At 67.5% G+C, this 25333-nt stretch carries 26 protein-coding genes; 16 read left to right on the forward strand and 10 right to left on the reverse strand.

Features of this window, described 5'->3' with window-relative positions; translation table 11 throughout:
- Positions 1-6 precede the first annotated feature (6 nt).
- Entirely contained in the window at positions 7-453 is a 447-nt protein-coding gene (locus NDR87_RS16580) for a MarR family winged helix-turn-helix transcriptional regulator (RefSeq protein WP_251913463.1), read from the reverse strand.
- The gene (locus tag NDR87_RS16585; protein ID WP_251913461.1) at positions 450-2270 is read right to left on the reverse strand and encodes an MFS transporter; all 1821 of its coding nucleotides are present in this window, start codon (positions 2268-2270) and stop codon (positions 450-452) included. Before NDR87_RS16585 ends, NDR87_RS16580 begins: the two co-directional genes overlap by 4 nt.
- Before the next feature lie 232 nt (positions 2271-2502).
- Between NDR87_RS16585 and NDR87_RS16590 the strand changes: the two genes are divergently transcribed.
- Positions 2503-3243, forward strand: coding sequence for a pentapeptide repeat-containing protein (locus tag NDR87_RS16590; protein WP_251913458.1), 741 nt, complete (start codon positions 2503-2505; stop codon positions 3241-3243).
- A gap of 13 nt (positions 3244-3256) precedes the next feature.
- Here NDR87_RS16590 and NDR87_RS16595 read toward each other — a convergent pair whose 3' ends face one another.
- The gene (locus NDR87_RS16595) at positions 3257-4399 is read right to left on the reverse strand and encodes a DUF4241 domain-containing protein (protein ID WP_251913873.1); all 1143 of its coding nucleotides are present in this window, start codon (positions 4397-4399) and stop codon (positions 3257-3259) included.
- Positions 4400-4528: 129 nt separating this feature from the next.
- Positions 4529-5428 carry a LysR family transcriptional regulator gene (locus NDR87_RS16600; protein ID WP_251913456.1) on the reverse strand — a complete coding sequence of 300 codons (900 nt, stop codon included), beginning with the start codon at positions 5426-5428 and terminating at the stop codon, positions 4529-4531.
- A 122-nt stretch (positions 5429-5550) separates the two neighbouring features.
- Between NDR87_RS16600 and NDR87_RS16605 the strand changes: the two genes are divergently transcribed.
- Genes NDR87_RS16605 through NDR87_RS16625 form a run of 5 tightly spaced genes read left to right on the forward strand, consistent with a single transcriptional unit; the run spans position 5551 to position 10405 of the window.
- On the forward strand, positions 5551-6993 hold the full coding sequence (locus tag NDR87_RS16605) for a form I ribulose bisphosphate carboxylase large subunit (protein ID WP_251913454.1): 1443 nt from the start codon (positions 5551-5553) through the stop codon (positions 6991-6993).
- 16 nt (positions 6994-7009) lie between these two features.
- Positions 7010-7432, forward strand: a complete 423-nt coding sequence (locus NDR87_RS16610; RefSeq protein ID WP_251913452.1) for a ribulose bisphosphate carboxylase small subunit — start codon at positions 7010-7012, stop codon at positions 7430-7432.
- A gap of 22 nt (positions 7433-7454) precedes the next feature.
- The gene (locus tag NDR87_RS16615) at positions 7455-8423 is read left to right on the forward strand and encodes an AAA family ATPase (protein ID WP_251913450.1); all 969 of its coding nucleotides are present in this window, start codon (positions 7455-7457) and stop codon (positions 8421-8423) included.
- A 5-nt stretch (positions 8424-8428) separates the two neighbouring features.
- Positions 8429-9505 (forward strand): class 1 fructose-bisphosphatase, encoded by a 1077-nt coding sequence (locus NDR87_RS16620; protein ID WP_251913448.1) that lies wholly within the window; start codon positions 8429-8431, stop codon positions 9503-9505.
- Positions 9506-9526: 21 nt separating this feature from the next.
- Positions 9527-10405: a phosphoribulokinase gene (locus NDR87_RS16625; RefSeq protein ID WP_251913446.1), complete on the forward strand. Its 879-nt coding sequence runs from the start codon at positions 9527-9529 to the stop codon at positions 10403-10405.
- On the opposite strand, the gene NDR87_RS16630 is transcribed toward NDR87_RS16625, so the two are convergent.
- On the reverse strand, positions 10406-11125 hold the full coding sequence (locus NDR87_RS16630; protein WP_251913444.1) for a YoaK family protein: 720 nt from the start codon (positions 11123-11125) through the stop codon (positions 10406-10408).
- Between the two features lie 163 nt (positions 11126-11288).
- On the opposite strand from NDR87_RS16630, the gene NDR87_RS16635 reads away from it, so the two are divergent.
- Both NDR87_RS16635 and NDR87_RS16640 read left to right on the forward strand, forming a co-directional pair.
- On the forward strand, positions 11289-12428 hold the full coding sequence (locus NDR87_RS16635; RefSeq protein ID WP_251913442.1) for a winged helix DNA-binding domain-containing protein: 1140 nt from the start codon (positions 11289-11291) through the stop codon (positions 12426-12428).
- 80 nt (positions 12429-12508) lie between these two features.
- Positions 12509-13441, forward strand: a complete 933-nt coding sequence (locus NDR87_RS16640) for an alpha/beta fold hydrolase (protein ID WP_251913440.1) — start codon at positions 12509-12511, stop codon at positions 13439-13441.
- Here NDR87_RS16640 and NDR87_RS16645 read toward each other — a convergent pair.
- Positions 13386-14360, reverse strand: coding sequence for a patatin family protein (locus tag NDR87_RS16645; RefSeq protein WP_251913438.1), 975 nt, complete (start codon positions 14358-14360; stop codon positions 13386-13388). The genes NDR87_RS16640 and NDR87_RS16645 overlap by 56 nt on opposite strands.
- Before the next feature lie 150 nt (positions 14361-14510).
- On the opposite strand from NDR87_RS16645, the gene NDR87_RS16650 reads away from it, so the two are divergent.
- Together NDR87_RS16650 and NDR87_RS16655 are read left to right on the forward strand one after the other, a co-directional pair.
- Positions 14511-15737: an FAD-dependent oxidoreductase gene (locus NDR87_RS16650; protein ID WP_308212101.1), complete on the forward strand. Its 1227-nt coding sequence runs from the start codon at positions 14511-14513 to the stop codon at positions 15735-15737.
- 32 nt (positions 15738-15769) lie between these two features.
- Positions 15770-16189 carry an NUDIX domain-containing protein gene (locus NDR87_RS16655; RefSeq protein ID WP_251913436.1) on the forward strand — a complete coding sequence of 140 codons (420 nt, stop codon included), beginning with the start codon at positions 15770-15772 and terminating at the stop codon, positions 16187-16189.
- A 3-nt stretch (positions 16190-16192) separates the two neighbouring features.
- Here NDR87_RS16655 and dinB read toward each other — a convergent pair whose 3' ends face one another.
- Complete coding sequence (gene dinB / locus NDR87_RS16660; RefSeq protein ID WP_251913435.1) at positions 16193-17425, reverse strand: DNA polymerase IV; 1233 nt, start codon at positions 17423-17425, stop codon at positions 16193-16195.
- Positions 17426-17517: 92 nt separating this feature from the next.
- Here dinB and NDR87_RS16665 point away from each other — a divergent pair, with 92 nt between their 5' ends.
- From NDR87_RS16665 to NDR87_RS16675, 3 genes are all read left to right on the forward strand, one after another.
- On the forward strand, positions 17518-17856 hold the full coding sequence (locus NDR87_RS16665) for a helix-turn-helix domain-containing protein (RefSeq protein WP_251913427.1): 339 nt from the start codon (positions 17518-17520) through the stop codon (positions 17854-17856).
- Between the two features lie 206 nt (positions 17857-18062).
- Positions 18063-18794, forward strand: coding sequence for an integrase core domain-containing protein (locus tag NDR87_RS16670; RefSeq protein WP_251913425.1), 732 nt, complete (start codon positions 18063-18065; stop codon positions 18792-18794).
- A 223-nt stretch (positions 18795-19017) separates the two neighbouring features.
- A complete protein-coding gene (locus tag NDR87_RS16675) occupies positions 19018-19698 on the forward strand; it encodes an RICIN domain-containing protein (protein WP_251913423.1) in 681 nt (226 codons plus the stop codon).
- A 319-nt stretch (positions 19699-20017) separates the two neighbouring features.
- On the opposite strand, the gene NDR87_RS16680 is transcribed toward NDR87_RS16675, so the two are convergent.
- Positions 20018-20911 (reverse strand): CAP domain-containing protein, encoded by an 894-nt coding sequence (locus tag NDR87_RS16680; RefSeq protein ID WP_251913421.1) that lies wholly within the window; start codon positions 20909-20911, stop codon positions 20018-20020.
- Positions 20912-21310: 399 nt separating this feature from the next.
- On the opposite strand from NDR87_RS16680, the gene NDR87_RS16685 reads away from it, so the two are divergent.
- Positions 21311-21814, forward strand: coding sequence for a hypothetical protein (locus NDR87_RS16685; protein WP_251913418.1), 504 nt, complete (start codon positions 21311-21313; stop codon positions 21812-21814).
- A gap of 931 nt (positions 21815-22745) precedes the next feature.
- Here NDR87_RS16685 and NDR87_RS16690 read toward each other — a convergent pair.
- Positions 22746-23390 carry a TetR/AcrR family transcriptional regulator gene (locus NDR87_RS16690; protein WP_251913415.1) on the reverse strand — a complete coding sequence of 215 codons (645 nt, stop codon included), beginning with the start codon at positions 23388-23390 and terminating at the stop codon, positions 22746-22748.
- 66 nt (positions 23391-23456) lie between these two features.
- Here NDR87_RS16690 and NDR87_RS16695 point away from each other — a divergent pair, with 66 nt between their 5' ends.
- A complete protein-coding gene (locus NDR87_RS16695) occupies positions 23457-24113 on the forward strand; it encodes a CcdC protein domain-containing protein (protein ID WP_251913412.1) in 657 nt (218 codons plus the stop codon).
- 53 nt (positions 24114-24166) lie between these two features.
- On the opposite strand, the gene NDR87_RS16700 is transcribed toward NDR87_RS16695, so the two are convergent.
- Positions 24167-24364 (reverse strand): hypothetical protein, encoded by a 198-nt coding sequence (locus tag NDR87_RS16700; RefSeq protein WP_251913409.1) that lies wholly within the window; start codon positions 24362-24364, stop codon positions 24167-24169.
- A gap of 429 nt (positions 24365-24793) precedes the next feature.
- Here NDR87_RS16700 and NDR87_RS16705 point away from each other — a divergent pair, with 429 nt between their 5' ends.
- A complete protein-coding gene (locus tag NDR87_RS16705) occupies positions 24794-25219 on the forward strand; it encodes a TIGR02611 family protein (protein ID WP_251913405.1) in 426 nt (141 codons plus the stop codon).
- Positions 25220-25333: the final 114 nt, after the last annotated feature.

Raw genomic sequence — 25333 nt, forward strand, 5'->3', positions numbered from 1 at the left:
TCCACCCTACTCGTCGAGCAGATCCACCAGCCGAGTCAGCGCGTGGTTCAACACCTTTCGTTCCGCCGCGTCGATGCCGTCCAGGGCGTCGGCGAAGCGTTGGATGCGGGCGGAGGTGAGGCCGTTGACCAGGTCGCGGGCGTCGTCGGTGGGGACCAGGAGTTGGGCGCGGCCGTCCACGGGGTCGGCGGTGCGTTCGAGGTAGCCGACCTTTTCCAGACCCGTGACGATGCGGGACATGGTGGGGGCGGTGACGCGTTCGGCGGCGGCCAGGTCGCCCAGGCGCATGGGGCCGCCGCGGACGAGTGTGGCCAGGGCCGAGGCGGAGCCGGGGCTCAATGATCCGAGGTCGCCGGAGCGGCGCAGCAGCCGGAAGATTCGGCCGAGTGCCAGGTAGAGATCGGCGGCCTCGGCCAGCTCCTCGGCGCTGCGCGTGCGCTCCTGCTGGATCATGTCCCGATGGCTCCTACCCGAGTCGTGGTCGCGGTATCCGTTCCAGCAAGTATGCCTTCTCGATCGGCCTCGGCCAGCTCCTCGGTCTCGTCCACGACATAGCTGCCGCCCGCGAACCAGGACGCCACGGCCCCGATGAGCATCATGATCGCCGCGGCCAGGAAGACGACCACCAGGCCCGAGTGGAACGGTCCGGAGATCAGATGCGGGAAGAACTCCTGTCCGGTCAGGACATCGGCGTGCACACCGGGCTGGTCCAGGGTGCCGCGGGGGCCGAGCAGTTCCTGGAACGGGTTGTAGCCGAGGAAGGTCGCGAACAGGCTGCCCACCGGCGGCATATCGGCGATCTGCCCGGCGACGTCGGCGGGGACACCCTGTTCGCGCAGGCCGGAGTTCATAGCGCCGGGCAGCGTGCCGGACAGGCCGACGATCATCAGCGAAAAGAAGATGCCGATCGACAGCGCCATGCCCCCGTTCATGAGGGTCGCGCGCATGCCGGAGGCGACGCCGCGCTGCGAGGCGGGCACGGCCGACATGATCTCGGCGGTGTTGGGCGAGGTGAAGATGCCGGTGCCCAGGCCGTTGAGCAGGATGATCAGGGCGAACAACCAGTAGTCGAAGTTCACCGGCAGCACCACCAGCAGCACGAAGGTCACCGCGGCCAGGGCCAAACCGCCCGTGGCGAACAGTCGCGGTCCGTACCGGTCGCTGAGCCAGCCCGAAACCGGCCCGGCCACCAGGAATCCCACCGTCAACGGGAGCATGTAGATTCCGGCCCACAGCGGGGTGGACTCGAAGTCGTAGCCGTGCAATGGCAACCAGATGCCCTGCAGCCAGATGATCAGCATGAACTGCATGCCGCCGCGTCCGACCGAGGCCATCAGCCCGGCGAGGTTACCCAGCCCGAACGCGCGGTTGCGCAGCAGCGACAGCTGGAACATGGGCTGGCGCACCCGGGTCTCGACGACACAGAACACCGCCAGCAGCGCGATGCCGCCGAAGACCGCGGCCAGCACCCACGGATTGGTCCAGCCGGTCTTCGAATCACCATGCGGCTGAATGCCATAGGTGATGCCGGTGAGCAGCGCGGTGAGCCCCAGCGCGAAGGTGAGGGTGCCGGGCAGATCCAGCGAACCGGGGCTGCGGGTGCCGAAGTCGTGCAGCGACCGATAGGACCACACGGTGCCGAGGATGCCGAAGGGCACGCTGACCCAGAAGACGGCCTTCCAGTCCCATTCGGCGAGCAGACCGCCGATCAGCAGGCCCAGGAACGAACCGGCCACGGCCGCAACCTGATTGATGCCCAGCGCCACGCCGCGCTGATTGGCCGGGAAGGCGTCGGTGAGGATGGCCGCGGAGTTGGCCATGAGCATGGCTCCGCCCACGCCCTGCACCACCCGCCACGCGATCAACCACAGCGCGCCGCCGCCGTGGGTGAACGGGTCGAACGACAGCGCGACCGCCGCGATGGTGAACACCACGAATCCGTAGTTGTAGATCCGCACCCGCCCGTACATGTCGCCGAGGCGGCCGAACATCACCACCAGTACCGCGGAGGTGAGCAGGAAGCCCATCAGCAGCCACAGCAGATAGCTGACATTGCCGGGGGAGAGCGGGTTGAGATCGATGCCGCGGAAGATCGCGGGCAGCGAGATGATCACGATCGAGGAGTTGATGGTCACCATCAGCATGCCGAGCGTCGTATTCGACAGCGCGACCCACTTGTAGTGCGGATGGTCGCGGTCCACGCGCAGTCTGCGGCGGATGGTCTGAACGTCGCCGATGTCGAGATCGCCGGTCGAAGGTGCGGAAGCCAAGAGTGTCTCCCCTGGAAGGAAGCGGATAGGTCCTCCAGTCAATATAGTTGCATAACGCTAACTAAAGGAATGGGGAATGTGTCACACCTGGCCCGGGTGGTGTCGTGGGTGGCGCACCACCGCAGGGAGTCCGTGCGCCGGAGGAAGCACGAGGTGGCGGCCGCCTGATCTGTCATCATGGATGGGCGGTGCTGAATGCTTGCAACGGATTTCCGAGTAGGCAGGACGGGCGATGGGGGACAGGGCGGCGGGTGCGCGGCGGGTCGCCGGACGGAGTCGGTCGCTGCGGAAGCCGGTGCGCCGTCGGCGGGTGGCGGAGCTGGTGCAGCGGGCGCTGGTGTGGAAGGGGTGGGCCAATCTCGTCGCGATGACGACGACGGTGGCCGCGCTCGCCGCGTTGTGGTTCACCAACCAGTCGCTGCGGGCGACCAAGGATCAATACGCGTTGTCACAGCAGACCGTGGTCACCGACCGCTTCCACAAGGCGGTGGAGCATTTGACCATCGACAAGATGGAGGCCCGGCTGTCGGCGGTGTTCCTGCTGGAGCGGCTCGCGCACGACTCGCCCGCCGATCACTCGACCATCTACTCGGTGCTCGCGTCGTTCGTCCATACCCAGTCGCCGGTGTGGGGCTGTCGGCTGACGGGCAAGCCCGGTCCGTCCGCGCGCCTGGAGAACGACGTGCAGGCCGTGCTGACGGTGATCGGCCGGCGCGACGTCGCGCACGAAAAGCCTGGGACCGTGATCGATCTCAGCGAGAACTGCCTGATCGGCGTGCGTGCGCGGGGAGCGAATCTGCGGCGGGCCGACTTCACGGGCACCAACCTCGACGGCGCGGATCTGCGCGGTGCCGACCTGCGCGAGGCCGACCTGCAACGGGCGAATCTGGCGAACGCTCGGCTCGACGGCGCGAATCTCACCGGCGCGAACCTGCGCGGAACCACGCTGCCCGGGCCGCGCCCGGGCGGCTGATCGGACCGAACCGTCAGAGCGCGGGAACCGGTTGGAGCGGGCGGGCCTGACGGACGATCAGGAAGTCCGCGACCACCGCGCAGATCTGGTGGTCGGCGTCGCGGCCCACCCACACCGGATACGTGCCGTCGCCCGTGCCGCTGGGAAAGCAGATCAGGCCCGGGATGCCCAGATCGGCCGGGTCGGATCGGCCTGCGTCGAGGGCGGTTTCGAGGGCGGCGCGGATGGTCGGGGCGGTGTCGGTGTCGAGGAAGGCGGCGATACCGGTGTCGATGCCGACGCCGAAGAACTCGTGGTCGTCGAGCAGGGCGGGGTCCTCGTCCTCGCGCAGGGCCATCTCCCAGGTGCGAGGCATAGCGGGGGATACGACGAGTTTGGCGGCGGCCACGCGGGTGGGGGCGTCGGCGAAGTGCAGCACCGACAGTTCCACCGGGTAGCTGCCGGGTGGCAGGGTGAGGCGGGGGTCGCAGTCGTGCAGCCGGGCGGGGTCGGTGACGGTGAGGCGGCCGGTGCTCAGGAACAGCTCGCCCGCGGCATGCAGTCCCGTTGTCGCGCGGAGGTTCTCGGCGAGCTCGAAACACGTTCCGGGAGTGAACAACTCGGTGAGAGCGTGCGGCCGCAACGGCCGGGTCGGATGCCAGGGCGGCGGCGCGGTTACGGTGTGGTCGGGATCGGGGAGTTCCCGCAGCTCGGCATCGTCGAGCAGGCACAGGGCGGCCCAGTCGCCGAAGCGCCGCTCGACCGGGACCCGCGGCTCGCGATCATGGAGCTCGCCACGGCTGAATCGCCAGCAGCGATGGCCCTCGGAACGATCGAACTCGGGCTGGTCGGAACGCGGGTAGTCCCACTCCTCGGCGGCCGTGACGACCAGGCGCCCGTCGGCGAGTTCGCGATAGTCGACGCGCTGGTAGCGCCGCCCGCGCCCGTCGATTCGCCAGCAGCGGGCAAACCGTGCCGCCCAGGCGATTTCCAGGCATGCGACCACACGCTCACCCGACAGCACGGCGACCGCGTACTGCGCGCCCGCGGCGTCGCGGGTACGGGCCAGTTCCCGGTCGAGACGGCCGATCACGGTCCCGTCCGCGAAGCCCTCGCAGTACCGGACGTCGAGGGATGCACGGTCGTCGGCCGACGTCGTGCGCAGGAACTCGCGCATGTTTGTCACGGCGTTCATCGTTGCCGACCAGGCCCTTTCGCGGATGCCGCCAGTTTCCGGGGCAATCAGCGCGGACACTCCGGATAGCCCTCGCCGAGAAGGTGCGCGGCCGGTTGCCGCCGGCGGAGTTCAGCCGATGTGGTCGGACGGTGCCGGACACGGTGTGAAAGCCTCGCATCCGACGGCTCCCCGATCGGTGATATGGCCGAGAAACAAGCGCGCGGCGGGGGTGGGAGTGCGGGTGGTGACCGCATGCCAGGGCCGATCCAGCGGGGTGCCCTCGATCTCGACGAGTTCCAGGCGGCCCTCCGCCACATCGTTTTCCACCGCGTCGCTGTGAATCAGCGTGACGCCCAGCCCTTCTCGCGCCGCCGCCAGTACCGCGCCGTGGGTGCCCAGCGTCAGCGTGGGCGGGCGGACCTGCAGCTGGTCCAGCAGCGCGAGCGTGGTCTCCAGCGTTCCCGACCCCTGTCCGCGCAGCAGCCAGGTGGTGGTGAGGGGGTCGCGGCAGCGGCCGGGGGAGCCGACCACCACCAGTCGGCTCGGTCGCCGGGCCCGCACCACCAGTCCGGCGTCACGCGGCGGGCGGCCCGCGATCACGAGATCGGTTTCGTGATGCTGCAATTCGATGAACAGCAGATCCCGAGGATGGATCGACAAGCCCACTTCGATCTCTGGATAACGATCCCGGAACGACGCCAGCAGCCGCAGCAGCACATACTCCCCGGCGGTGGCGACCACGCCGATGCGCAGCCGCCCGGTCTCGGCGCGTCGCACCGCGGCCTGGGCCTCCTTCATCAGTCCCAGGATGCTGCGGCAGTATTCGGCGTAGACCCGTCCGGCCTCGGTGAGGGTGATGCCGCGGCCGGATTTCGCGATCAGTTTGGCGCCCAGCTGTTTTTCGATGTGCGCGACCGCGGCGGAGGCGGCGGCCTCGGTGATGTGCAGTTGGGCGGCGGCGCGGCGGATGCTGCCCTGGCGGGCGACGGCGAGAAATGTTTCCATTCGGACCGCGCTGACCGTTCCCATCTTCAGACGGTAGCAAACTCAACGATTCGGTTGAGCGAGACGAGGAACAATCGAATTGTTCGGTGGCATCGGCCCCCTCATTCTGATTCTGCACGGTGACCGACCCGCGAACGGAGGCGACGATGGCCGAGGAGAGTACGCGAGATCGGTGGGATCCGGGCGTCCAATCCTATGCCTCCATGGGGTACTACGACGCCGACTACCAGCCCAGGGACACCGACGTCCTCGCGGTGTTCCGGGTGACCCCGCAGCAGGGCGTCGACCCGATCGAGGCCGCGGCCGCCGTGGCGGGCGAATCCTCCACCGCCACATGGACTGTCGTGTGGACCGACCGGCTCACCGCACACGATCGCTACCGCGCCAAGTGCTATCGGGTGGACGAGGTGCCCGGGCGGGCGGGTGAATACTTCGCCTATGTCGCCTACGATCTCGATCTTTTCGAGGAGGGTTCGATCACCAATCTGACCTCCTCGGTGATCGGCAACGTGTTCGGCTTCAAACCGCTCGCGGCGCTGCGCCTGGAGGACATGCGGATTCCGGTGGCCTACGTCAAGACCTTTCAGGGGCCGCCGCACGGAATCGTCATGGAGCGGGAATATCTCAACAAGTACGGGCGGCCGCTGCTGGGCGCGACGGTGAAACCGAAACTCGGTCTGTCGGCACGCAACTACGGGCGCGTGGTGTACGAGGCGTGCAAGGGGGGCCTCGATTTCACCAAGGACGACGAGAACATCAACTCCCAGCCGTTCATGCGCTGGCGCGATCGCTATCTGTTCGCCATGGAGGGTGTCAACAAGGCCACCGCGGAAACCGGTGAGCTGAAGGGCCATTACCTCAATGTCACCGCGGCCAGCATGGAGGACATGTACGAGCGCGCCGAGTTCGCCAAATCACTCGGCAGCGTGATCATCATGATGGACCTCACCGTCGGCTACACCGCCATGCAGTCGATGTCGACGTGGGCGCGGCGCAACGGCATGCTGCTGCATCTGCATCGCGCGGGCCATTCGACCTTCACCCGGCAGAAGACGCACGGGGTGAGCTTCCGGGTGCTCGCGAAATGGTGTCGGCTGATCGGTGTCGACCATCTGCACGCCGGAACCGTGATCGGCAAGCTGGAGGGTGACCCGCACACCGTCCGGGGTTTCTACGACACGTTGCGCGACAACCACATTCCGGCGAATCCGCGCAACGGCATCTTCTTCGATCAGGACTGGGCGAGCCTGCCCGGGGTGATGCCGGTGGCCTCCGGCGGCATTCACGCCGGGCAGATGCATCAGCTGCTGGATCTGTTCGGCGACGATGTCATTCTGCAGTTCGGTGGCGGCACCATCGGCCATCCGATGGGTATCGCCGCGGGCGCGCAGGCCAATCGGGTGGCGCTCGAGGCGGTGGTCAAGGCCCGCAACGAGGGTCGCGATCTGCTGCGGGAGGGCCCGGACGTGCTGCGCAAGGCGGCGGCCTGGTGCCAGCCGCTCGATGTCGCGCTGGCCACCTGGGGTGATGTCACCTTCGACTACACCTCCACCGATGCCCCCGACGCCGTGCCCACGGCCAGTCGCTGAAATGTCAGGAGCCGCAATGTATCTGCGTCAGGGCACCTTCTCGCACCTGCCCGAGCTCGGCGACGAGGAGATCGCCGCCCAGGTGCGCTACGCGCTGCTCAACAGCTGGCCGGTGTCGATCGAGTACACCGACGATCCGCATCCGCGCAATGTGTACTGGGAGATGTGGGGGCTGCCGCTGTTCGATCTGGACGAGCCCGACGGTGTGCTCGCCGAGATCAACGCGTGCCGGGCCACGTTCCCGCGCCACTACATCCGCGTCAACGCCTACGACGCGAGCTACGGTCGCCAGACCACGGCGCTGAGCTTCCTGGTGCAGCGCCCGGCCGACGAACCCGGATTCCGGTTGGTGCGTACCGAATCCGACGATCGCCGCCAGCGCTATGGACTGCACTCCTATGCCACCGACGCCCGCGCCGGTGAACGGTACAGCGGCTGAACCTCTTTCGAGCGGAGCGATCGTGACAGCGGACAGGGGCAACGGTTTTCGGATGTATCGGCCCGGCGCCGCGGGTCCGCCCAGCGCGCCCGAGCCGCAGGCGGAGCCGGTGCTGGCCGACGATGCGCTGCTGGACCTGTCCGCCGATCCGGCCGCCACCCACGTCGAAGAGACGCTGGCGCGGCTGGATGCCGAGCTGGTGGGCCTGGCCACGGTGAAGCGGCGGGTCCGGGAGATCGCGGCACTGCTGATGATCGAGCGGGCCCGTGCGCGGTTCGGGCTGGAGTCGAGTCGCCCGACCATGCACATGAGCTTCACCGGCGGTCCGGGGACCGGCAAGACGACGGTGGCACTGCGCATGGCCGAGATGCTGCACGCGCTGGGCTATATCCGCAAACCCAAGGTGCACACCGTGACTCGCGACGATCTGGTGGGTCAGTTCATCGGGCACACCGCCCCCAAGACCAAGGAGGCGCTGGCCAAGGCCGCCGGGGGCGTGCTGTTCATCGATGAGGCCTACTACCTGTTCCGGCCGGAGAACGAGCGCGACTACGGGCAGGAGGTGATCGAGATCCTGCTGCAGGAGATGGAGACCGAGCGCACCAGCCTGGTGGTGATCTTCGCCGGATATCCCGATCGGATGGAGACCTTCTTCTCCGCCAATCCCGGATTGTCCTCGCGGGTGGCCCATCACATCGAATTCCCGGACTACACCCACGAGGAACTGATGGCCATCGCGCGGTTGATGGTCGGGGAGCAGAATTTTCGCTTCGACGAGGCCGGAACCGCCGCCTTCGCCGACTATCTCCGATTGCGCATGGCGCGGCCGCGGTTCGCCAACGGCCGCAGCGTGCGCAATGCCCTGGATCGGTGCCGGTTGCGGCAGGCCAAGCGGCTCATCGAACTGCACCGGCCGCTGAGCAAGGCCGATCTGATCACGCTGTGCGCCGAGGATGTCTACGGCAGTAGCGTTTTCGCGAATACCGAGTGATCGACATGCCCGAGGGACTCAAGACGCTGACCCGCTACACCATCGAGCAGGAGCACCGCCATCCCGGCTCGTCGGGGGAGTTCTCGGCGCTGCTGAACGTGCTGGCAACGGCGACGAAGATCGTCGCCAATCGGGTGACCCGGGGGCGGATCGTCGGGTCGATGGGCGCGCAGTCGGCGGAGAATCTGCCGCCGACCGTGCACCGGAGGATGGATGCCATCGCCAACGATGTCATGGTCGCCGAATCGCAGTGGACCGGACTGCTGTCGGCACTGCTGTCGGAGCAGATGGACGGATTCCACCCGGTGCCCGCCGAATATCAGCGGGGTCGATATCTGCTGGCGTTCGATGCGCTGGACGGGTCGTCGAATATCGATGTGAATCTGCCCGTGGGCACGATTTTCAGCGTGCTGCGCGCCGCCGAGGAGGCGCGCGAGCCGTGCGCGACGGATTTCCTGCAACCGGGCGTGCGGCAGGTGTGCGCCGGATTCACCCTCTACGGCCCGGCGACGATGCTGGTGCTCACCACCGGCAGCGGCGTGGACGGATTCACCCTCGATCGCGAGATCGGGGCGTTCGTACTCACCCACCCGCGCATGCGCATTCCCGAGGACACCTCCGGATTCGCGATCAATGCCGCCAACGAACGGTTCTGGGAGCGGCCCGTGCGGCGGTATGTGCACGAATGCCTGCAGGGCGTGGACGGGCCGCGCGGGCGCGATTTCAATATGCGTTGGGTGGCCTCGCTGGTGGCCGACGTCTTTCACATACTCACCCGCGGCGGTGTGTACCTGTATCCCTACGACACCCGGTTTCCGGCGCGCCCGGGTCGGGTGTCGCTGCTGTACGGGGCCAATCCGATCGCGCTGGTCGTCGAGCAGGCCGGGGGTGCGGCCAGCACGGGGCACGAACGGGTGCTCGAGGTGAGCCCCGCCGAACTGCACGAGCGGGTGCCGTTGATCTTCGGTTCCCGCAACGAGGTCGAGCGCATCGCGCGGTATCACGCCGAGCCCGAGGAGGGGCCCAGCTTCGACGCCTCGCTGTTCGGGACCCGGTCGCTGTTCCGGCCCGCGCCGCACTGAGTTTCACACCGTGGAGATGCCATGTCGCTCAAACATCCCGTGGTCGCCATTACCGGTTCCTCCGGCGCGGGCACCACCAGTGTCACGCGCACCTTTCAGGAGATCTTCCGCCGCGAGGGCATCAATGCGGCCATCGTGGAGGGTGATTCGTTCCACCGCTACGACCGCAACGAGATGCGGCTGGCGATGGCCGAGGCCGAGCAGAATCGCAATCTGCACTTCTCGCATTTCGGCCCGGAGGCGAATCTGCTGGCCGAACTCGAGACGCTGTTCCGCGATTACGGTGAAACCGGGGTGGGGATGGTGCGGCGATATCTGCACGACGAGTTCGAGGCCAAACCCTATGGGCAGCAACCGGGTACGTTCACGCCCTGGGAGGAGTTGGCGCCCGGCAGCGATCTGCTGTTCTACGAGGGGCTGCACGGGGCGGCGGTGTGCGAGGCGGTGGATGTCGCGCGGTATGCCGATCTGCTGGTCGGGGTCGTGCCGATCATCAATCTGGAGTGGATTCAGAAGGTGATCCGGGACAAGACCGAGCGCGGCTATTCCAGTGAGGCGGTGATCGACACCATCCTGCGGCGCATGCCCGATTACGTGAAGTACATCTGCCCGCAGTTCTCCCGGACCTATGTGAATTTTCAGCGGGTTCCGACCGTGGACACCTCGAATCCGTTCATCGCCCGCACCATTCCCACCGCCGACGAGAGCTTCGTGGTGATCCGGTTCGCCGATCCGAAGGTAATCGACTTTCCGTATCTGCTGTCGATGCTGCACGACTCGTTCATGTCGCGGCCCAACTGCATCGTGGTGCCGGGCGGGAAGATGGAGCTGGCGATGCAGCTCATCTTCACACCCCTGATCCTGCGGTTGATGGACAAGCGGCCCAAGCGGCCGCGGTGATCAGACCTGCTGAGTCTCGCGTTCCTGGCAGCGCACCCAGCGCAGATCGGCCAACCAGGTGTAGACCGACACGATGGTCGAGCCGACGACGGCGGCGAAGAGCATGTCGCGGCCGTCGACGACGAGGCTGACCAGACCGCCGATGAAACCGCCCAGCACGAACGAGCACCACTGCACCGCGTAGCCGAGCCAGTCGCGGTGGGTGCCGCCGGCCATATGCCGTTCGATGCCCTGGGCCAGTTTGACCAGGGTGCCGGTGACGTAGGTGACCGGGATCGCGGTCTCGCCGTTCTTGACGAACGAGGTGTTGAGCGAGCCCATACCGAAGGCGACGAACAGGATCGGGGTCAGGCCGAGGTCCCGGTCGTGCCAGTACAGCAGGGCGTCGACGGCGGCGGCGATGCTCAGCGCGAGGGTGGTCAGCATGGTGGCCCCGTGCGGGTGGTTGCGCCACCAGTACCTGCGGCAGATCGAGGCGACGACGACACCGGCCAGGAAGCAGACGATGAGCCCGGCCGCGCCGAGGGCCAGCTCGCGGTCGCCGAGGAAGCCGCCGAGAACGGCGCGCTCGCTGTTGCCGGTCATGAAGGTGACGAAGTAGCCCTGGGAGTGGGTGTAGGCGGCGGCGCCGATGAATCCGGCCAGGATCAGCAGCGCCGACGCGAGCCGGGTCTCCAGATTCCAGAACGGCTCGGGGGAGTCGGTGGTTTTCGGAGTCACAGCGACAGGCTAGCAACATATGCATGATCGCGCATGATTGCCCACTGTGGTGGTGCTGAGGTTTTCCTGAGGAAATTCCCGAGTGGGTGCCTCGATGCTAACCGATAACTGCATGGTGTGCAGGAATGCGGGGTGTGCCGATTTGTCGGTGTCGGATCGTAGGGTGACCGGCAATCGGGTACAGGAGGTCGGGGTGCGGGTCACGTGGGATCAGGTGTTCGCGTGGCGGCTGCGGCAGCAGTTCGTCGCCCCGCGCGGCGAGGGTGACGCGGTGACGGTCGCCGAGCGGCTGTGCGGGGTGCAGGCGCAGGTGAGCTCGGCGGCGGAAACGGCCGTGGCACTGCGGCATTCGTCGGCCGGTCCGGGTGCGGTGGCGGCGGCGCTGGCGGACGGTCGGCTGATCAAGACCTGGGCCATGCGCGGGACCCTGCACGCGCTCACCCCCGAGTTCGCCGCCGCGGCGCTGTCGCTGCTCGCCGCGGCGCGCACCTGGGAGAAGCCGTCCTGGCAGAAGAACTTCGGCGCGAGCCCGGCCGAGGTGGCCGCGCTGGGCGAGGCGATCGGCGAGGTGCTCGACGGCCGGGTGCTCACCCGCGCCGAACTGGTCGAGGCCCTGCTGCGCGAGCCGCGCTTCCACCGGATGGGCGAGGAGCTGCGGTCGGGCTGGGGTGCGCTGCTCAAACCGCTGGCCTGGCAGGGCATCCTGTGTCACGGCCCGGTCCGGGGCGCCAATATCACCTTCGCCGCGCCCGCCCGGCTGTTGCCCGGCTGGCCCGGACTCGCCGATCCCGAGACCGCGGGTCCCCGCGTGGTCTCGGCCTATCTGCGCGCCTTCGGCCCGGCGACCCCCGAGGCCTTCGGGGCTTGGCTGATGCGCGGGGCGCATCGGAAATCGCTACTGCGCCAATGGTTCTCCGACCTCGGCGGCGACCTCATCGAGGTCGATGTGGACGGCCGCGCCGCCTACCTGCACGCCGCCGACGCCGACGCGCTGGCCGCCACCGCGCCCACCGGATCGGTCCGTCTGCTCGGTCCGTTCGATCAGTACATCCTCGCCCCCGGCACCAACGACACCGCCCTGCTGCCCGCCGCGCACCGGGCGAAGGTGAGTCGCACGGCGGGATGGATTTCGCCGCTGGTGCTGACCGGCGGCCGCATCACCGGGACGTGGGAGCTGGCGGACGGGGTGCTGACGGTCGCGATGTTCGACGGCGGGGCCGTCGACGAGGACGCACTGCGGGCCGAGGCCGCCCACGTCGCGCGCGCCACGGGCCGATCGGTGCTCGAAGTCGTGGTGCAGTGAGGAATTGGGCTATTCTTCGGTTATCTATTTGAGCTGTCGATCTGTTCGGTATTTCCGTCGCTGTGAAGGAGCGTGTGCCGATGACAGTCGCGCGCTGTTACCGAACGGCGGCGCTCAACCCGCCGGGGATTCGCCCCGAGGTCGTGCCGGTTACCACGGGCGACGGGGCGCGATTGCGGGTGCATGCCTACGGTCCTGCGGACGGTGCTCCGATCGTGCTCGTGCACGGCTGGACATGTCGGCTCGAGTACTGGAATCCACAGCTCAATGCATTTGCTGGCAAATATCGAGTGATCGCCTGGGATTTGCGCGGACACGGCGAAAGCGAGATGGGGAGCGCACCGCTCACCACCGATCTGTTGGCCGATGATCTGGAGGATGTGCTGCATGCGGCGCTGCGGCCGGGGCAGCGGGCGGTGCTCGTGGGACACAGTCTGGGTGGAATGACAGTGCAGGCATGGGCCGGGCGGTATCGGGAGGAGGTCGCGCGGCGTGCGGCCGCGGTGGTGCTGGCCAATACCGCGGCCGATGATTTGGTCGGCCAGACGACCGTGCTGCCGGTGTTCAATCGGGGGCGGTTACGGGTGCCGCGCTGGTTGGCGCGCGCGGTGCTCTCCGCGCCGCTGCCGTTGTGCAAGAGGTCGGAACAGCTGTTCCGTTCGGTCACCATGGGCCCGAACGCGAGCGGGGACATCGTGGATTTCGCATTCGCTATGGTCCGGTCGTGTCCCACGGCGGTGCGCGCGAAATTCGGGCTGTTGTTTCCCGATCTGGCCCTCGGCCGCGCGGCACTGCACCTCACCGTGCCGACGACGGTGATCTGCGGTACCTACGACGCCCTGACGCCGCCGGTGCACGCGCGGCGAATTGCCGACATGCTCAGGGAGGCGGGCGGTTTCCGCAAACTCGTCGAACTGCCGACCGGACATTTCGGCACCCTGGAGCAAATCGAGAGGTTCAATGTGGAACTGGCCGAGGTCCTGGTGCAGGCCCGGGGGGAGCGGGCGGGGTGAGGTGGTGGGCGAGCGTTTCTCGGACCGCGTCGCGGCCGAGGTCCAAGGCCCGCATGAGGATCGCCTCGTCGCGGCCGACGCGGCCGATGGTGGGGGAGCCGAGGGGCGGGCGGATCTGGAGGATGCCGGGGTGGGTGGTGAGGGTGTGTTCGTCTTCGGCGAGGCGGGTGGTGCGGGTCAGCCAGGTGTCGACGACGCCGGGGGCGTGGCGGGTGAGGAAGCGGGTGACGGCTCGAACTTCGAGTTGCGAAGGGGTGGTGCGGGGTTCGTCGAGGCGGCGGGTGCGCAGGACCAGGGCGTGGGTGGCACCCTGGGCGAGGGCGGTGCGGATGGGGACGCCCTCGGACAGGCCCGCGTCGACATAGTGTCGACCGCCCAGCGAGACGGGGCGACCGGCGAGGATCGGCAGGCAGGTGGAGGCGCGCAGGGCGCGCTGGAGCGCGGGGACGTCGGTGAGGTGGGGGTGCAGGTCGACCGCGGAGCCGTCGGTGGTCGCGGTGGCGATGGGGTGGAAGGTGACCGGGTTGGCCAGGATCGCGGGGAAGTCCATCGGAACGATGTGTTGGTAGACCGCGTGCACCAGGTAGCGGGTGTCGACCACGCGGCCGCCGCGCAGTGCGCGCGCGGGTGAGATCACCCGCCGCACGACATCGGCTGCCCAGGCGCGGCGGGCCGCGGCCGCGCGGCCGCACAGCAGCCACGCGCCGTTGAGCGCTCCGGCCGAGGAGCCGTAGACCGCGTCGAAACAGGACAGCAGGCCGAGTTCCTCGAGAGCCATCACCATGCCGTGCGAATATGCCCCGCGCGCCGAGCCGCCCTCGATCACCAGGGCCAGGCGGGCGTCGTCGGCGCGGCTGCCGGGTGTGCTGCCCGCGGCGTGGCGGCTCGCGATCACTTCGCCGACGCTCGAGCCAGACACGCAACGACCTCCAGGACGACAACGACGAATCAACCCTGTCTAACACAGGCCGGACATCTCGGCGGTGACCGCGGACACATCGAATCGACGCGCACGCGGCAGGCCCTTACGATCCCCACGAATAGTTTCGTTCGGAAGTGTGGTGCGTTGGTGAAGGACACACGACACACACAGTGCTGTGTGGTCGGCGGGGGACCGGCGGGCATGATGGCGGGATTGTTACTGGCGCGAGCGGGAATTCGCGTCACCGTCCTGGAAAAGCACACCGACTTCCTGCGCGATTTCCGCGGCGATACCGTGCACCCGTCCACGCTGCGCCTGCTCGACGAGCTGGGACTGGCCGAACAGTTCGCTCGGCTGCCGCATACCAGGCTCGAGCGCAGGAGCCTGCGGATCAACGAGAAGACGGTGCTCGCGGCCGATTTCGGGCGTATCCCCGGGCCGTACAAATACATGGCCATGGTGCCGCAGTGGGAGTTTCTCGATCTGCTGGCGCGAGCGGCCGCGGCGGAGCCGAGTTTCGAATTGCGGCTGGGCACCGAATTCGTCGGGCTCACGAACGATTCCGGCCGAGTCGACGGCGTGCGTATCCGGGGTGCCGACGGTGCCGAGGAGACGCTGTCGGCGGACCTCGTCCTGGCCTGCGACGGTCGCGGATCGGCGGCGCGGGCGGCGGCCGGGCTGCGGGCGCGCTCGATGGAGGTGCCGATGGACGTGTGGTGGGTGCGGGTGCCCGTGGCCGCGGACGCCCGCCACAACGGTGCGGTCTCGGGCCGGTTCGAGGCCGGGCGGGCGGCGGTGTGCATGGACCGCGGTGATTATTATCAGACCTCCTTCCTGATTCCGAAGGGCGCCGACGCTCGGCTGCGGAAGAACGAAATACAGTGGCTGCGTACCCATTTGGCCGAATTGTTCGGCTGGGATGCGGAGGTGCTCGCAGCGATCGGCGGCTGGGAGGACGTGAAGCTGCTCGAGGTCACGATGGGACGGCTGCCGCGCTGGCATGTTCCCGGTCTGCTCTGCCTCGGCGACGCCGCGCATCCGATGTCGCCGGTGGGCGGGGTCGGGGTGAACCTCGCGATCCAGGATGCCGTCGCCGCCGCCCGCCTGCTCGCCGGGCCGCTGCGACGCGGTCGGACCACCACGGCCGATCTGGATCGGGTGCAGCGGCGGCGGATGCTGCCGACGGCATTCACCCAGCGCATCCAGCAGCGCGAACACGCGACGCTGCTGCGGCCCGCCCTGGACGGCACGCTGTCGAAACCGCCCGCTCATCTCGCCCTCATCGATCGCTTCCCGCCGCTGGCCGGGGTCGCCGCCTATCTCGGCGGGGTCGGGATCAGGCCCGAGCGCGCCCCGGCCTTCGCCCGCCGCTGAGGCGAGTCGCCGGGTGCGGTTAGGCTGCCCGGATGCGGACCGAACCGACTCAGCGGCTGATCGACACCGTGGCGTGGGTGCTGATCGAACAGGGGCGGATTCTGTGTGCCCGGCCGCGTGGCAAGGACGTCTTCTACATTCCCGGCGGGAAGCGGGAGGGGGAGGAGAGCGATCTGCAGACGCTGCTGCGGGAGATCGATGAGGAGCTGTCGGTGGCGCTGATTCCGGAGACCGTCCGCCATGTCGGGACCTATGAGGCCGACCTGCCGGGCGGCGCGGCCGTGGTGCGGATGGGCTGCTATACGGCGGAGTATGCCGGGATCATCACTCCCAGTAGCGAAATCGAGGAGATCGCCTGGTTCGGCTATGCCGATCGGGGGCTGGTGCCGCCGGTGGATCAGGTGCTGTTCGACGATCTGGTGGCGCGCGGGCTGCTGCCGGCGGTCGGCTGAGGTTCAGTCGGGCAGCAGGGGTACCGACAGCCCCTCACCACGGCCGAGAAGTGCTGCGCGCGTGACGGTTCCGGCGCCGAAGCGGTCGCGCAGGCGGTCCAAGGTCGCGTCCAGGGTGGCCTCGGGGCGCGGGTCGAGGGGGAGGGTGAGCTGGACGGTGTCGGCGTTGTCGAGGTTGGTCAGGGCCAGGCCGATCAGGGTCAGGCCGCGTTCGTGGATGAGCGGCAGGACCGAGGTGAGCAGCCCGCGGGCGGTGTCGAGGATGACCGTGCCGTGGTCGGTCGCCTCCATCAGAGTGTGCGAGCGGGTGGCGCGGGTGAAATCGTCGAAACGCAAGCGCAGCACCACGGTTCGGCATACCCGCCGAGCGGTGCGCAGCCGGTGGCCGAGCCGGTCGGCCAGGCCGTGCAGATAGGCGTCGATCTCCTCGTCCGAGCGCGGGCGGCGGCCGAGGGCGCGCTGGGCGCCGATGGATCGGCGGCGACGTGCGGTCTCGACCCGGCGCGGATCGCGCGCCCACGCCAGCGCGTGCAGATGCCGGGCCGCGGCCGGGCCCAGCAACGGGCGCAGCCCCCGCTCTCCCAGCTCGGCCAGCTGCCCGATTCGAGTGATGCCGTGCTCGTGCAGTTTGCGCGCGGTGACCTCGCCGACGCCCCAGAGCCGTTCCACCGGCAGCGGATGCAGGAACTCCAGCTCCCGATCCGGCGAAACCACCAGCAGCCCATCGGGTTTGGCGACCGCGCTGGCGACCTTGGCGAGAAATTTCGTCCGCGCCACCCCCACCGAAATCGGCAGCCCCGCCCGCTCCCGCACCGCCGCCCGCAGCCGCCCCGCGATATCCCCCGGTTCCCCCGCGATCCGCCGCAACCCTCCCACATCCAAAAACGCCTCATCGATCGAGATCCCCTCCACCTCGGGGGTCACATCCCGAAAGATCTCGAACACCGCCTGACTCGCCCTCGCATATGCCGACATCCGCGGCGGCACCACCACCGCATGCGGACACAACCGCAGCGCCTGCCGAGCATTCATGGGCGTACGCACCCCATACGCCTTGGCCTCATAACTGGCCGCCAACACCACCCCGGCCCCCACGATCACCGGCCGCCCGCGCAACGCCGGATCGTCACGCTGTTCGACCGAGGCGTAGAAGGAGTCGAGATCGGCGTGCAGGATGGACGCCTCGGACCGCGCGGGGATGCGGGGCGGGGGTGAGGCGGGGCGGGACACGAACATATGTTCGCATAGATCGGTTTCTAGTGCGTCAAGATTCCTGGCAGGGTCCCCAGGTTTACAGTCCAGGACCCATGAGCCAGGAAGGAGCCGTGGTGGCAAGAACGGCGAAGGCGAGGATCCCGGTCGAGGACAAGGTCCGGATCGTGCTCGCGGTACTCAAGGGCGAGATAAGCGTGTCGGAAGCGGCCCGGCGACGCGGGGTGTCGGCTATGGCGGTGTCGAAGTGGAAGCAGGCATTCGTCGACGCCGGAGCCAAGGCTCTCGAACCACGCCCCAGCGGACCAGCCGGAGCCCAGGGCGGTCCCGAGCAGCGGCGATTGCGGATCGAGAACGAGCAATTGAAGCTCGCTCTCGCCGAGGCCACGGTGCAGCTGCGGATCCAGCGCCACGGTGATTCCGGACGTGTCCCTTCACCGACCTCGAAGCCCTGAGAGCGGCAGAAGGTTTGCCGGTTTCGAGGTTCGCTCGCCTGGCCGGGATTCCCGAACGCACCTACCGGCGACGGCTGGCCCGATCCCGGGCCGGGGAACCCGAGCGTGGGCCGTGGCCATCACCGAAGGTCGAGAAGTTCGAGCCGATCGCGGCGAAATACGCCGAGGCGTGGCCGGCGTGGGGACATCGCAAGATCGCCGCCCTCATGCGCGCCGACGGGTATGAGGTGTCCACCTCCACAGCGCAGCGGGCACTACGCCGCCGGGGCCTGTTGCTGCCGCGCGGGTATCGCGCCGACCGGAAATCGTGGGCAATCCTGCGGCGCCAAGTGTTCCACGACCCGCCGACGCGGCGAAATATGGTGTGGCAAACGGACTTCAGCGAGTTCGAGACCACTGGCGGTGGGATTTGGCGGATCTGCGCGGTGATCGATTACGCCACCAAATATTGTCTTGCGGTCACGGTCACTCCGACCGCTCGCGGCGTCGATGCGCTGGCCTGTCTGAAATGCACGGTCGCTGAAGCCGAACGCGTGCTCGGCGTGGACGACCTGCGGACCGACCGCGGCCTGGCCGATGTCATCGGCGCTGGCGGAGAACCGGTCGGCGCGGCACCGGCTGCGATCGCGGTGGTGTCGGACAATGGGCCGTGTTTTCGCGGCGAGGTGTTCGCGACCGCGTTCGCCGGTGCCGATCCGCTGCTGCGGCATGTGCGGACCAGGGTGCGGTCGCCGCAGACCAACGGGGTGATCGAGCGGTTTTTCGGCACGTTGAAATATGAGCACCTGTACCGAGGTGTCATCGCCGACGGCGATGCTTTGGACATGGAAGTCCATCGATTCCGCATTCTGTACAACACGATCCGCCCACATCAAGCCCTCGACGACCGGACACCCAAGACGGCCTACCTCCAGCGCGCTCGAGCTGAAAACGCGTGATGGGCGGCAACTCCTGGATGCGCGGCGTGGCGGGCAGCCATGATCTGGGAACGACCCATCCATACTTCCGTCCGGTACGAATCTCCTTCAGCGCCAACGCGTATCCCGCCCATGGAAATGGAGTGTGATCCTGCCTGATGTGGTTCCCACGTATACCCGAACGTTCCCCGTCAACCGAAACAGCCTTCGCCGATCGTCCGGCCAACCGGTGCCGCGGTCGGTCATGGCTTCCAGCGAAGCAGAGGTCCTGGCCATCGAGGCGCTGGTGCCGACGATCGGCCCCGCCGGGGCAGTGTCCCGACCGGCATCGCGGAACCGGATCCGCTTACGGGTTCCGGCCGTCGTCAACCGTCTTGGGCGTCGAACGGACACGATGTTTCCTCGTAAGTCTGTGCTGCGCAGCCGCGTGCGGCGTGCGCTGGTCCTGCTTCCGGTCGTAGCAGCCGGACTCGTCGTGGCCAGTCCAGCAGCGCAGGCCGAATTCCCGGAAGGAACCTTCCAAATCGCCAGCCTCGATCCCGACCACAAGGGCCGGTGCCTGAACATGCAGGGGGACTCCACTCTACAAACGGTCCCTTGTAAGTCGGAGGCGAAGCGACAGCATTGGAAACTCTCAGACACCTACGACAGTGGGTCCGGTCGCGCAGGCATGCTGATGAATGTCCTCAAGAAATTGTGTGTAGGTCGCAATCCCTCAGGGGCTCCGGTTGGAGCGAACTGCCACTACAATCCTGCCCTGGCTTGGTGGCATCAATCAGACAAAATGTGGATCGCTTCGCGGCCGGACGCCCACACTGACATGTGCCTGGCGGCTGGAGCAAAGGTCGGCGAACCGGTGCGGCTTATCTCGTGCCGCTCCACCAACCAGTCGAAGTTGCAGTGGGAGATCCGCCCGCTCGACTGAACCACCAAAAGGGCGATACACCCCTTCGAAACAGCCAGCCGACGACCGACGGCAGACGCACAACAATCGGCTACATCAGGGGACGTCACACGGCCAGGCCCAGGGGCCTGGCCGTGAACCCAACTGCCTCCCGCAGCCTGCCAAGAGGTTGACTCAAGACAGGTTTCTGGGGCGTCAGATCTGTGGCAGGGCGGGTGTGACGAAGCGGCCTATCTGTCCCTTCAGCAGCGCTTCTGTCGCAGAGCGTGTGGTGGGGGGCCGAGGACGGTCAGGGGAGCGGAAATGGCGCGCCGCGTCGGGGCCTGGATTCGGGTGAAGGTCAGCGGGCGCCGAACATCGCGGTCCACCATGGGCCCTGGTCGAGTAGGGAATTGCCACGGCGGGGGTTGCCTTTCAGGGCGCCGATTCCGGTTGACTTCCAGGAGCAGTTGAGGAGGTTTTCTCGGTGGCCGGGGCTGCTCATCCAGCCGTTCATGATCTCTCGGGGGTCGGGTGCGCCCATGCCGATGTTTTCCGAGACCTCGCCCTGGTAGCCCTGGGCCCTCGCGCGCTGTTCCCAGTCACGGCCATCAGGGCTGAAGTGGTCGAAGAAGCGTCGGTCTCGCATATCTTTGTTGTGCAGCCGTGCGGCCCGGGTCAAGCGTTCGTCCACTCGTAGCGGCTGACAGCCCTTCTTGCGTCGCTCGGCATTGAAGAGGTCGAGGACCTGCTTCTCCCACGCGGCCTCCCCCTCGACCGCGCCCGGGGCCGGGGCCGGTTCATCGGGTTTCGTCGGCTGGTCGGGTTTCTGCGGCTCACTCGGTTTCGGCGGCTTGGTATCGCCGCCTCCGCAATCGGGTGCCGCGGGCTCGTTGGTTCCGGTGTCGACGAAGGCGTCACTGATCCACCGGCCGCTGTCGAGCTTGTCCCATATGTCGGTGGCGCCCCATCTGCTCTCGACGCGTTCGCCGCGAGTCGTGCACACGATCGTCACCCGGTCGCGGTGGCGAGCCCTGCCGACCTTCGCACTCCGCAGGCTCGGACCGGACCGCAGATTCACCGGCCAACGCCCGTTCGGCGACTCGACGGTCCCCGTCCCGGGCTTGTCCGGTGCGGCGACGGCCGGGCCGGACATCGCACCGCCGGTGACAACAACCATCACGCATACCGCCCCCAGCGCGGCCCGCGACCGCCGACCGGTGAACTCGTGCAACGCATTCCAGATCTTCGACACCGAATTCATTCGATACTGCCTCTTCCCCTGATAACGAATCAGTTACGAAGCGTAGGGTTCGATGACCCGAGGGCCGAGTGACGTTAGATCCAGCTTAAAAGCGCCTGCGATCCGACATCCGGATAACGCTGTAGCTGTTGAATGTGTTGTATATCAATGCAATCCGTCGCGCGCCGCGATCGCGAGAGGCGTCGACACCCCAGCGTCGTCGCGAAAACGGCTCCACCCCAACCGATTCGATGGTGTGTCGCTCAGGTGTCCGGCGGTCGCAGGCGAAGCGGCGCCGGGGTCAAGTCCGACCGACCCGTGCCTCTGGCGCACATTTCGTGATCGACTCAGGATCGCCAGACGTAGAGGATGTCCGGCACGCCGACTTGCGCGGAACTGTCATGATTGGTCATGGAAGTCGCAGCGCAGTGGGTCCACACCTGGTGGACCAAAGAGTCCCGCAGCGGTTCCGCCGCGGCACGACGCAACCGGCTCCCGGTGGCCTTCCCGCTGCCCGAGGTCGCGACGCCTTTGACGCATACGATCGTCATGAAGGAGTGGGACGACGACTTCCAGCCGCGATCCTCGGTCCTGCACGCCCCGCCCGAGCGGAGCGAGGTGGCGATCGAAGAAGAAGATTCGGCACTGCGGGTCATGTTGGTGAGCGCGCAACCCAAAAACGTTATTCGGCGGCGTCATCCAGCGATCCGGCTACGGCACGGCGAGTGGTTGCGTTGGCAGATCACCTACCGCCACGCGAGCCTGCTCGGTCTCGGCCCGTGGTACTACCGATTGGATACTCTCAACCTCGCCTACGGACCGGTGACGGCAGACAGCTTCCTGGGAACACCGACCCGCCTCGTCGATGAGCGCGTGCAATTGACGACCTATCGCAGGCAGGGACAATCCACGTGACCTTCGCGCGTTCCGCGCGGCCCGCAGTCGACTTTGCCGCAGATCGCCCCAACGGCGTGTCGAACGGTTATATGGTCGAGACAGCAAGCTGGAGGATTTACGGTCAGCACTCTCGTGCGTTTTCGACAAGCTCGGCGCCGAGAGCCTCACCGAGCCCGACCGGATCGTGTTGCAGCGTATGCCGGGCACTGCTCGATCTGCTCTACGCCGCCTGCCCTGGCGGGATGCCCAGGGCATTGTGCCGGATACGTTCAACTAGGCGAGGCGGCTCGACGCGGCCGGTGCTCCGGTCGTAACGACCCTGCGACTGCGTCCGATGAGGGGATGACCTTTTGGGGAGGATTTAATGAGAAGAACGACCATCGCCGCCGCACGAGTCACGGTCGCCGCCGTATCGGTTCTGGGCTGTGCCACCGTAATCGGCTCGGGTACAGCCCAAGCCGCACCACAGGACTGCGTCGTCACGCGGGACCTGTTCGGCGCGACAGCGACATGCCACGACACCGATGCACCTGCCGGCAGGGAATACACCCTCGTCGTCGAGTGCGTCGGTCTGCACGGAATACCGAACGCCTGGCCGCTCATGGCCATCGGTCCCTACCGGGGTTCGTGGAGTGGTTCCTTCGCTCCGTCCGGTCAGGGCACGGCCACGTGCTTGGGCCCCGCGAGTATCGGAACAGCCACCAACGCTTACGTAGCGATATACCGTGACTGATTCCGCTCCGTCTCCACCATCAATGCCGCGCTGCACCTGCTCGGCATCACCCGCCGCATCAGAATTGGACGAGTTCGCCGAGATCGGGATGATCTCTGCGCGTTGATCTTCCGGCGGACCGCGCGGCTGTGCCGGGTCGCTCGGAATGCGGCAATGCGGGACGTTCGCAACACCGGTTTGGTCGGCCCCTCGGCGTGGATGACCGGGCGCGGTGGTTCACCCTGCGTCCGCCTCCGGCCGTGGGCCCACCAGACTGGCCAAATGCAGCCGCAGCACCGCTCGCATCGCGTTCGGGTCGCGCCGCGCTGGATCGACTACCGCCGCCAGCGCCAGCCCGTCCAGCAGCGCGGCGAGCCGATCGGTCTCGAGCTCCAGATCGACCACGATCCGGCGCAGCACCCCCGCCTCCGACATGGCCGACAGTACTCGGTGCACCAGCGAACGCGCGCCGGCCACCGGCTGGGCGGCCAGCTCCGCCAGTTCCGGCCGCGACCGCGCCGCGGTGGTGAAGGCCAGCCACACCGCCGACTCCTCGAAGCGCGCCTCGTCCAGTGGCAATAACTCGACCAGAATCCGCTCGGCATAGCTGCCCGGCACCTCCGGCGCCACCATGCCCTCGGCAAACAGCTCGGCCAGATGTCCCAGCACCCGATCGGTGACGCGCCGATTGAGCTCGGCCAGCGTGAAACTCAGCAGTTCGGCATGACTGCCGAAGTAGTGGCGCACCGACCCGACGACCAGTCCGGCTTCCTCGGCCACTCTGCGCAGCGAGGCGTTCTCCACCCCTTCCCGCGCGACCACGCGAAACACCGCGTCGGCCACCGCCTTTCGACGCTCGGTCGGATCCACGATCTTCGGCACATTGCCTTTATAGCACAAGCGAGCTATTTTAAATAGCATGCTTGAGCTATATAGAAGACGGGCATCATGAGCACTCCGCTGATCGTGGCCGTCGTCGCCGCCGTTGTGCTGTTCGTGATCATCAGGCGCTTCCGCGGCGAGCCCCTCAACGCGAAAGACCTACTGATTCCGCCCATTCCGTTGCTGGTCATCGGCGTGCAGAGCCTGCTGAAACATCACCCGACGGCGCTGGACTGGGCCTGGACCGGCGTGGCGCTGTGCATCGGTTTCGCCTTGGGTGTCTGGCGCGGCACCACGACCCGACTGCTCACCCGCGACGGCGTCCTATGGCAGCGCTACACCGCGTCAACCCTCGGAGTCTGGGCGGTTTCGCTGGTGGTGAGTGTGAGCGTCGGCCTCATCGGCACCGAGTTGGGTGCGCACACGGATGCCCGACCGATCCAGCTATCGATCGGCGTGAGCCTGCTCGGCGAGGCGCTCGCGCTCGGACTGCGCGGCCTGGCAACGGGTTTCCCGTTCGCCCCCGAGCGTGTCCGCAAGACCGGCTCCCCGCTCGAGCCGATCCCTGTCGAACGCCAACGACTCCGCGCCGCGATCAGCGCGGGCCGAATCCGGTCGGCCACCGCCGAGTGGCAGCGCACGGGCACCGTCGAAGCGGCAGTGACGGGCTGGCGAATCGGCGTCCCGACCGTCGAGGCTGAGCGGCGGCCGCGCGGGGAGTAGCTCCTACACCTCGACCGCCGAGGCACCTCCCGGTCGCAGCCCCGCTGGATGTACTACTCCAGGTGGCCGTCGACGCTCAGGAATAAGCGTCGATCGGATGGATCCGGGCACAGGCTGAACACCGTCCGCATGTTGCCGTCGATCCACATCTCGTACTCCACTCCATCGACCGTAGTCGGCATGCGGCGACGACGCGGCAATGGCGGACATTCGGTGCCGCAGACGATCTCGTGCTGCCGCGCAGTCTTCAAGTGCTGCCTCCTTGGCGCAGGACAGATTTCCGGTGCCGGAACTCCGCCTGCCGCTAGTCTGCCGGTGTGGTTGCGACGGGGGCCGAAGCGCAGTTGGTCGAGGACGGCTTCGAGCGCGTGGGAGTTCGAGCAGTGGCTGATCTTCGTCAGGTGGTACCAACGTTACGAGTCCGGCGAGGTCGGCACCGAAAGCCATCCGGGTCACGGCGGGATCGACTCCCGCTACGACGAACTCACCCTTTGCTCGCGCCGCATCGTCGACCGCCGGGCGACGCGCGAAAGTTGGTGGGAGAGGTGCGGTTCGACGAAGGTGATCGTTACCGACCGGGGGACCGATGTCTGGTTCCGGTGGCGGTCGAGCGGCCCGCGTTGAGGTTTGTACGCATTCCTGTGCTCGACCGGAGCGTGGTCTCTCGTACGCTGGCGTAGGTGAGTGCGGAGTTGGAAACCGGATCGACGTCGAAGGGGTGGCGCGCCTTCCGGGCAAGGATCTCGGCGCGACCGACGCTGAACCTCGCCTACCGGATCGGGGTCGCGGTGGTCGGCACCGGAGTGCTCGCCCTTGGAATCCTGGCGATTCCCTACCCCGGACCCGGTTGGGCGATCGTGTTCGCCGGACTCGGCCTGCTCGCCACCGAATTCGCCTGGGCGCACCGGGCGCTCGGCTGGCTGCGCGACAGGTACCGACAGGGAATGGCCTGGTTCTCCGCCAGGGGCGCCGTCGTCCGCGTGTTCGCGGCGACCGCCACCTTCGTGCTGGTCGTCGCGACGCTATGGGTCTTGGACACATTCGGGTTGGTCGGCAACTTGTTCGGAGTCGAATGGCCATGGCTACGCAGCCCCCTGAGGTCGTGAGCATCGTCCAGGGTGGAGCGGTTGGCGGCGATGGGGAGCTCCATCCGGTTCGCCCGGGACCGGGCCATACCGAGCGATAGGCAGGACAAGATGATCGCCGAGGCCAACGCCCTC

The organism is Nocardia sp. CDC159, assembly GCF_023740735.1.
Lineage (GTDB): Bacteria > Actinomycetota > Actinomycetes > Mycobacteriales > Mycobacteriaceae > Nocardia > Nocardia pulmonis.